The organism is Saccharopolyspora sp. NPDC002686 (genome assembly GCF_040295745.1).
GTDB lineage: Bacteria > Actinomycetota > Actinomycetes > Mycobacteriales > Pseudonocardiaceae > Saccharopolyspora > Saccharopolyspora oryzae.
In genome coordinates this window covers 1-8,107 of the sequence record NZ_JBEOVY010000347.1, presented here as the reverse complement: position 1 = coordinate 8,107, position 8,107 = coordinate 1, and the positions used below count along the sequence as shown (strand labels likewise).

Sequence of the window (8,107 nt, the reverse complement as noted above, 5' to 3'; positions counted from 1 at the left end):
GCCGATCGAGCGCAAGCAGCGCCAGCAGCGCCCAACCGGTCTCGGCGCAGCCGCGGATCGGCTCGCACCAGCGCGACCGGATCGTCCTCGAAGGCGACATCCCGAGCCCGGTGGACCCGCCGTCGGGCTGCCGGTTCCGCACCCGGTGCCGCTACGCGCAGCAGCGGTGCGCCGAGGAGGTCCCGGAGTGGGCGGAGGTCGAGCCGGGCCGCTGGTCCGCGTGCCACTTCCCCGGATCGCTGCCGCTGCGCGGCGTCGAAGGAGGCCAGGCGTGAAGCGCATCGCCGCAGTGGTCTGGGTGTTGCTGCTGGCGCTGACCGCGTGCGGCAGCGGGGCGGCCGAAGGCGGCCAGCACCTGCGGGTGGCATGGCGGTCCAATCCGTCCTCATTGGACCCGCAGCGCGGCAACTCCGGTTCGGACCACGCGATCCTCTACACCATGTACGACACCCTGGTGTCGTTCGACCCGAAGACGCTGGAGCCCGCGCCGGGGCTGGCCGAGTCCTGGGACCAGGACGACCCGACCGCGCTGGTGCTGCACCTGCGCCCGGACGTGCGGTTCCACGACGGCACGCCGGTCGACGCGCAGGCCGTCAAGTACAACATCGAGCGCGCCAAGGGTCCCAAGTCCAACATCAAGTCCGATGTGGCCGCCGTGACCGGCGTCGACGTGCTCGACGCGCGGACGGTGCGGCTGAACCTGGCCAGGCCGGACAGCTCGCTGCTGCTCACGCTCGCCGACCGCGCCGGGATGCTGGTCTCCCCCACCGCCGCCGAGCGCGAGGGCGACGCCTTCGAGCGCAATCCCGTCGGCGCCGGGCCCTGGAAGTTCGTCGAATGGCGCTACGGCCAGCTGGTGCGGGTGGAGCGCTTCCCCGGCTACTGGCAGCGCGGGCTGCCGCACCTGGACAGCATCGATTTCACGATCATGAAGGACGGCTCCACCGCGGTGAACGCGCTGCGCTCCGGCCAGCAGGACATGGTGTTCAACCCGCCGCCGCAGGACGTCGGACTGCTCAGCGCGGCGAAGGGCACGAAGGTCGCCGCGGGCCCGCAGCTGTACCAGCTGATCATCTACCTGGACCTGAGCGCGCCGGTGTTCCGCGACCGGCGGGTCCGCGAGGCGCTGAACCTGGCGCTGGACCGCGAGCAGATCCTCAAGGTCACCCAGTTCGGGCAGGGCGAACCGGGCTGGACGCCGCTGCCGTCGGACCACTGGGCGTTCCCGAAGTCCGCGGTGCCCACCTACCCGCACGATCCCGACCGGGCCAGGCGGCTGCTCGCCGAAGCCGGTCACGCCGACGGCCTGCGGTTCCCGCTGCTCACCTACCCGGATCCGGTCAACGTGCGGCTGGCCGAGGTGCTGAAGTACCAGCTCGGCAAGGTCGGCGTGCAGATCGACCTGATCCCGACCGAGCTGACGCAGGCCAGCAGCGAGTTCTTCAACGAGCGCAAGTACCCGGCGCTGCTGTCGGCCTGGACCGGTCGGCCGGATCCGGGCCTGACCTACAAGCTGATGTTCACCGAGCGCGGCTACTACAACGCCGGGCACGTCGCCACGCCCGGCATCGACGAGGCGCTCAACGCCGCGAACGGCACCGCTGATCTGGCCCAGCGGTCGGAGAAGCTGGGCGCGGTGGCCCGGATCGTGGCCGACCAGTCGCTGTTCGTGCCGCTGATCTTCCCGAACGCGGTCGCCGCCTACCGCGAGCACGTGCAGGGCTTCGAACCGAACTTGCTGGGCAAACCCAAGTTCACCACCGTGAGGATCCAACGATGACCGCGCTGGCTCTGCGCCCCGGCCGGGACACCGCGCTGCTGCGCGTGATCGGCCGACGTGTCCTGGTCGCCGTCCCGACCCTGGTGCTGGCGACGTTCGTGGTGTTCGGCCTGCTGCACCTGATCCCGGGCGACCCGGCGCAGGCCATCGCCGGCGAGCACGCCACGCCGGAGCGGCTGGCCGAGATCCGCGCCCAGCTCGGGCTGGACCAGCCGTTCGCCGTCCAGTACCTCGACTGGCTGCGGCACGCGATCACCGGTGATCTCGGCACCTCGTTGAGCACCGGTGAGAGCGTGGGATCGCTGATCTGGCAACGGCTTCCCACCACGCTGACGCTCGGCGCGGCAGCGCTGCTGGTGGCCGTCGGCCTGGGCGTACCGCTCGGGGTGGCCGCCGCGCTGCGGCAGGGGCGACCGGCCGACACCGCCATCACCGGCGCGGCGACGCTGGGCATCGCGGTGCCGAACTTCTGGATCGGCATGGTGCTGGTGCTGGTCTTCGCCGTCCAGCTGCAGTGGTTGCCCGCGACGGGATTCGTCGGCCTCGCCGAGAACCCCCTGCAGACGGTGCAATACGTGGTCCTTCCCGCGATCGCGCTCGGCATGGTCGGCGCCGCCGAGGTGTGCCGCCAGCTGCGCAGCGCGCTGATCGAGGTGCTGCGGTCGGACTTCATGCGCACCCACCGGGCGAAAGGCCTGTCGCACCGGACGATGGTCTGGCGGCACGCTTTGAAGAACGCCGGGCTGCCGCTGGCGACGATCATCGGGCTGCTGGTCAGCCGGGTGCTCGGCGCGAGCGTCGTGGTGGAGACCCTGTTCGCGATTCCCGGCCTCGGCACCCTCGTCGTGGAGGCGACCACCCAGCGCGACTACCCGGTGATCCAGGGCGTCGTGCTGATCACCGCGCTGCTGGTGCTGCTCACGAACCTGGTGGTCGACCTGGCCTACCGGTTCATCGACCCGCGTATCTCGGAGTGATGCCATGACCACGCTTTCCCCACCGCGCCGGGAGAACCGGCTGTGGCTGGTCGTGCGGGACTGGCGCGGCCTGGCGTCCGCCGGGTACCTCGTGGTGCTGGCGGCGCTGGCGCTGCTGGCACCGGTGGTGACCGCGCACGAACCGAACGCGCAGAACTTCGACGCCATCCTCGCCCCCGCCGGCACGCCCGGCTACCTGCTGGGCAGCGACGACCTCGGCCGGGACGTGCTCAGCAGGCTGATCCACGGCGCGCAGGCGTCGCTGCTGGCCAGCTTCCTGGCGGTCGGGGTCGCGCTGCTGATCGGCATCCCGCTCGGGCTGGTCGCGGGCTACCTCGGCGGCATCGTCGACAGCGCGGTGATGCGCGTGGTGGACACCCTGCTGTCGTTCCCGGCGATCATCCTCGCGATCGCGATCACGGCGGCGCTGCAGCCGAGCCTGGTCAACTCGATGGTCTCGGTCGGCATCGTGTTCGCGCCTTCGGTGGCCCGCTTGATGCGCGCGCAGGTCCTCGCGGTGAAGGAGGAGACCTACGTCGAGGCGGCGCGCAGCTTCGGCAGCCGGGGCCGGCACCTCGTGCTGCGGCACCTGGTGCCGAACGCGATCCAGCCGGTGCTGGTGCAGTCCAGCCTGCTGCTGGCGCACGCGCTGATCGCCGAGGCGAGTCTGAGCTTCCTCGGCCTCGGCGTGCAGCCACCCGACCCGAGCTGGGGCTCGATGCTGGCCCGCGCCTACACGTTCCTCTACCAGGCACCGCTGCAGATGCTGGTGCCCGGCATCGCGATCGCCGCGACCGCGCTGGCGTTCAACGTCCTCGGCGACGTCGCGCAACAGGCCCTCGACCCGCGCCGGAACCGCTAGGAGCTGACCCGGATGCGTCGCGAAAGGCTCCCGGCACCACGCCCTCCGCCCGTCCGCCCACGAGTTGGCGTTCTCGCACGAGAACCGCGTCTCCCCCGGCCCGCGTGCCGCGCTGACGCGCCTCCACCGACCGACCCCCGTGACCACTTTGGAGGGACATTGTCCTGGCAACCGGAAATCGACGAACTGCGGCGGCGCGAGGAGCTCGCGCAGCGCATGGGCGGGCCGGAGAAGGTCAAGCGGCAGCACGACCACGGCAAGCTGACCGTCCGGGAGCGCATCGACGAGCTGCTGGATCCCGGCAGCTTCCGCGAGATCGGCGCCATCGCCGGGAAGTTCCAGCCGGACGGCGCGTTCCAGCCCGCGAACTTCGTGTTCGGCCGCGGGCGGCTGGACGCCCGGCCGGTCGTGGTCGGCGGCGACGACTTCACGGTGCGCGGCGGCGCGTCCGACGCCTCGATCCGGGAGAAGCAGATCATGGCCGAGCAGCTGGCCAACGAGCTGCAGATCCCGTTGGTGCGGCTGGTCGACGGCACCGGCGGTGGCGGTTCGATCCGCTCGCTGGAGACGATCGGCCGCACCTACGTCCCGGCCAACCCGGGCTGGGAGTGGGTCGCGGCGAACCTGGGCACCATCCCGGTGGTGGCGCTGGCGCTCGGCTCGGTCGCCGGGCTCGGCGCCGCTCGGGTGGCCGCCAGCCACTACTCGGTGATGGTGCGCGGCATCTCGCAGGTCTTCGCCGCCGGGCCGCCGCTGGTGGCGCGGCTCGGGCAGACCGTCACCAAGGAGGAGCTGGGCGGCAGCGACATCCACGGCCGCAACGGTGTGGTGTTCGACGTGGTCGATTCCGAGAAGGAGGCCTTCGACCGCACCCGCCGCTTCCTGTCCTACCTGCCGCCGTCGGTGCACCAGCTGCCGCCGCGCGCGGAGTGCGGTGACGACACCGAGCGCCGCGAGGACTGGCTGATCGAGGCCGTCCCGCGCGACCGGCGCCGCCCGTACCAGATCCGCCCGATCATCAACGCCGTGGTGGACCAGGGCTCGTTCCTGGAACTGGGCAGGGGTTTCGGCCGGTCGGCGGTCGGCGGCCTGGCGCGGCTGAACGGCTGGCCGGTGGTGGTGCTGGCCAGCGACCCGATGGTCTACGGCGGCGGCATGACCGCCGACTCCAGCCGCAAGATCGAGTGGCTGGTGGACCTCGCCGAGACGTTCCACCTGCCGGTGGTGCACTTGGTGGACCAACCCGGCTTCGTCATCGGCGTGGAGGCGGAGAAGGCGGGCACCATGCGCTACGGCGTGCGTGCGCTCAACGCCGTCTACCAGGCGAAGGTGCCGTGGGCGTCGGTGATCCTGCGCAAGGTCTTCGGCGTCGCGGGTGCTGCGCACACCAACGCCGCACGGGTGCACTACCGCTACGCGTGGCCGTCGGCGGACTGGGGCTCCCTGCCCATCGAGGGCGGCGTCGAGGCCGCGTACCGGGCCGACCTGGACGCCGCCGAGGACCGGCAGGCGCTGCTGGACGAGATCACCGAGAAGATGAACGCGATCCGCTCCCCGTTCCGCACGGCGGAAGCGTTCAACATCGAGGAGATCATCGATCCCCGCGACACGAGACCGCTGCTGTGCGAGTTCGCCGACCTGGCCGCACCGCTGCGCGCGGCAGGCCCTTCGACGTGGCACTTCCGGGGGTGACGTGATGATCAGCGCCATGAGCGGGGTGCGCGTGCTGGAGATCGCGCACTACATCGCCGGACCGCAGTGCTGCCAGATCCTCGCCGACCACGGGGCCGAGGTGATCAAGGTCGAGCCGCCGGACGGCGAGATGGGCCGCCGCGCCCAGCCGGTCCACGACGGCGACAGCCTCTACTTCGCCGCGAACAACCGCACCAAGCGCGCCATCACCCTCGACCTGCGCAGCGAGCAGGGCAAGGAGGTCCTGCACGAGCTGATCAGCCGGGCCGACGTGCTGGTGACCAACTACGCCAACGGCGTGCCGGACCGGCTCGGTTTCGGCTTCGACGAGACGCACCGGATCAACCCGCGGACCGTGATGGTGCACATCACCGGGTTCGGCCGCACCGGGCCGTATTCGTCGTGGGTGGCCTACGACGGCATCATCCAGGCGATGAGCGGGCTGGCCGACATGACCGGTGAGCCCGACGGCGCGCCGACCATCGCGGGGCCGTTCGTCGCCGACAACGTCACCGGCATGCAGGCGGCGATGGCGGCCATGCTCGGCCTGCTGGCGCGGGAGCGGACCGGCCGGGGCCAGCTGATCGACGTGGGCATGCTGGATTCGATGTTCCCGCTGCTGGCCCACCACCTCTCGGTCGCGGCGGCGGGCATCGGCGAGCCGACGCGGTGGGGGTCGGCGCTGCCGACGAACTACTCGGGGCTGTACCCGGCGGGCGACGGCTGGGTGTACATCGCGCCGATCACGCCGAAGATGTGGGAGTCCTTCAGCGCCCTGCTCGGCCACCCGGAGTGGGCGGAGCAGGAGGCCGCCGAGCCCGGCTGGCGGGTGCGGGAGCGGGAGCGGATCGACGCGCAGGTCGTCGAGTGGACCCGGGGCCGCACGAAGGCCGAGGTCGTGTCGGCGCTGCAGGCCGGTGGAGTGGTGTGCGGACCGGTGCAGTCGGTGGCCGACCTGGTGTCGGATCCGCAGGTGCGGGCCCGGGGCATCGCGGTGGAGGTGCCGTTGCGCGACGGCGCGCACGCGACGGTGCCCGGCCCGGCGCTGCGGCTGGCCGACACCCCGGCTCGTTCCCCCGAACGCCCGCCGGGGCTGGGCGAGCACAACGACGAGGTGCTGGCGCAGCTCGGTTATTCGGCGGAGCGCATCAAGGCGCTGCACCGGGACAACATCACCGGGAGGGCCTCGTGATCGACGGACTGCTGGTGGCCAACCGGGGCGAGATCGCGCGGCGGATCATCCGGACCGCCCGCGGGCTCGGGGTGCGGACCATCGCGATCCATTCCGAAGTGGACACCGGACTGCCCTACGTCGCCGAAGCCGACGAGGCAGTCCCGCTGGACTCACCGCGCGACTTCCTCTCGGCGGAGGCGATCCTCGCGGTGGCGAGGAAGACCGGGGCGACGGCGGTGCACCCGGGCTACGGGTTCCTGTCGGAGAACCCGGATTTCGCCCGCCGCTGCGCGACGGCGGGCCTGATCTGGGTCGGCCCGTCGCCGGAGGCGATGGAGCTGCTCGCCGACAAGGCCGCGGCGCGGGCGCACATGGCGTCAGCCGGGGTTCCGGTGCTGCCGGGCAGCACCGGGATCGCGTCGGCCGCCGAGGCCGATGCCGCGGCCTCGGAGCTGGGTTTTCCGCTGATGGTCAAGGCGGTTTCCGGTGGCGGCGGCATCGGGATGGGCATCGCTCGCGATGCCGAATCCCTGGCACGCGCGGTGCGGACCGCGCTGTCGCGAGGCGGTAGCGCGTTCGGCGACGCCCGGATCCTCCTGGAGCGGTACGTGCCGCGCGCCCGGCACGTGGAGGTGCAGGTCGTCGGCCTGCCCGACGGCACGGTGCGCACGTTCGGCGAGCGGGACTGCTCGGTGCAGCGGCGGCACCAGAAGGTCGTGGAGGAATGCCCTTCCCCGGCCGTGGATGCCGCGCTGCGCTCCCGGCTGTGCGCGGCTGCGGTTCGGGCGGCCGAGAGCGTCGGGTACCGCAACGCGGGCACCGTGGAGTTCCTGCTCGATCCCGGCACCGGGGAGTTCTTCTTCCTGGAGGTGAACACCAGGCTGCAGGTCGAGCACCCGATCACCGAGGAGGTGCACGGCATCGACCTGGTGGAGCTGCAGCTGCGGATCGCCGCGGGAGCGGACGTTCCGGCGGACTTCCCAGCGTCGAGCGGGCATGCCGTCGAGCTGCGGGTCTACGCGGAGGACCCGGTCCGCTTCCTGCCCCGGCCCGGGCGGATCACCGGGTGGGCCGAGCCGGCCGGGGTGCGGGTCGAGTCCGGCTACGCGGCCGGAACCGAGGTGAGCCCGCACTTCGACCCGCTGCTGGCGAAGATCGTGGCGCACGGCGCCGACCGCGCGGACGCCCTGGCCCGGGCGCGGCGGGCGGTCGCTGAGTTCGTCGTGCGGGGCCCGAAGTGCAACCTGCCGTTCCTGGCCGAAGTGCTGGACGCCCCGGAGTTCACCGCCGGGAACTACGACACCGGCGTGGTCGACCGGATCATCGCCGCCCGCTGACAGGAGGGGAACAACATGGAGATCAAGGCGGAAATGGTCGCCAACGTCTGGAAGGTGCTGGTGACCGAGGGCACGGCGGTCAAGGCCGACCAGGAGCTGGCGGTCCTGGAGTCGATGAAGATGGAGATCCCGGTGCTCAGCGAAACCGACGGCGTGGTGACCCGCCTCGCGGTCGCCGAAGGCGACGCGGTCAACGAAGGCGACCTCATCGCCGTCATCTCCGCGGAGTGAACGCCAGGCGCGACGAGGTCGAGCGCCAGTCCCGGAGGCCCGCGTCGACGGGCC

At 71.8% G+C, this 8,107-nt stretch carries 8 protein-coding genes; all 8 read left to right on the top strand.

The features are described from left to right. On the top strand, positions 1 to 275 hold a 275-nt coding region (locus ABTZ89_RS31905), incomplete at its 5' end, for an oligopeptide/dipeptide ABC transporter ATP-binding protein (protein WP_351051737.1). Further along, positions 272 to 1,780 carry an ABC transporter substrate-binding protein gene (locus ABTZ89_RS31900; protein WP_351051734.1) on the top strand — a complete coding sequence of 503 codons (1,509 nt, stop codon included), beginning with the start codon at positions 272 to 274 and terminating at the stop codon, positions 1,778 to 1,780. The genes ABTZ89_RS31905 and ABTZ89_RS31900, both read left to right, overlap by 4 nt. Continuing rightward, positions 1,777 to 2,757 (top strand): ABC transporter permease, encoded by a 981-nt coding sequence (locus ABTZ89_RS31895; RefSeq protein WP_351051731.1) that lies wholly within the window; start codon positions 1,777 to 1,779, stop codon positions 2,755 to 2,757. Before ABTZ89_RS31900 ends, ABTZ89_RS31895 begins: the two co-directional genes overlap by 4 nt. 4 nt (positions 2,758 to 2,761) lie before the next feature. Further along, entirely contained in the window at positions 2,762 to 3,619 is an 858-nt protein-coding gene (locus ABTZ89_RS31890) for an ABC transporter permease (protein WP_351051728.1), read from the top strand. A 159-nt stretch (positions 3,620 to 3,778) separates the two neighbouring features. After that, complete coding sequence (locus ABTZ89_RS31885; protein ID WP_351051725.1) at positions 3,779 to 5,311, top strand: acyl-CoA carboxylase subunit beta; 1,533 nt, start codon at positions 3,779 to 3,781, stop codon at positions 5,309 to 5,311. A 4-nt stretch (positions 5,312 to 5,315) separates the two neighbouring features. Next, positions 5,316 to 6,503 carry a CaiB/BaiF CoA transferase family protein gene (locus ABTZ89_RS31880; protein WP_351051722.1) on the top strand — a complete coding sequence of 396 codons (1,188 nt, stop codon included), beginning with the start codon at positions 5,316 to 5,318 and terminating at the stop codon, positions 6,501 to 6,503. Continuing rightward, on the top strand, positions 6,500 to 7,822 hold the full coding sequence (locus tag ABTZ89_RS31875; RefSeq protein ID WP_351051719.1) for an acetyl-CoA carboxylase biotin carboxylase subunit: 1,323 nt from the start codon (positions 6,500 to 6,502) through the stop codon (positions 7,820 to 7,822). The genes ABTZ89_RS31880 and ABTZ89_RS31875 overlap by 4 nt, the downstream gene beginning before the upstream one ends. Positions 7,823 to 7,837: 15 nt before the next feature. Continuing rightward, positions 7,838 to 8,053, top strand: coding sequence for a biotin/lipoyl-binding carrier protein (locus tag ABTZ89_RS31870; protein WP_270951766.1), 216 nt, complete (start codon positions 7,838 to 7,840; stop codon positions 8,051 to 8,053). The last annotated feature ends 54 nt before the right edge of the window (positions 8,054 to 8,107 follow it).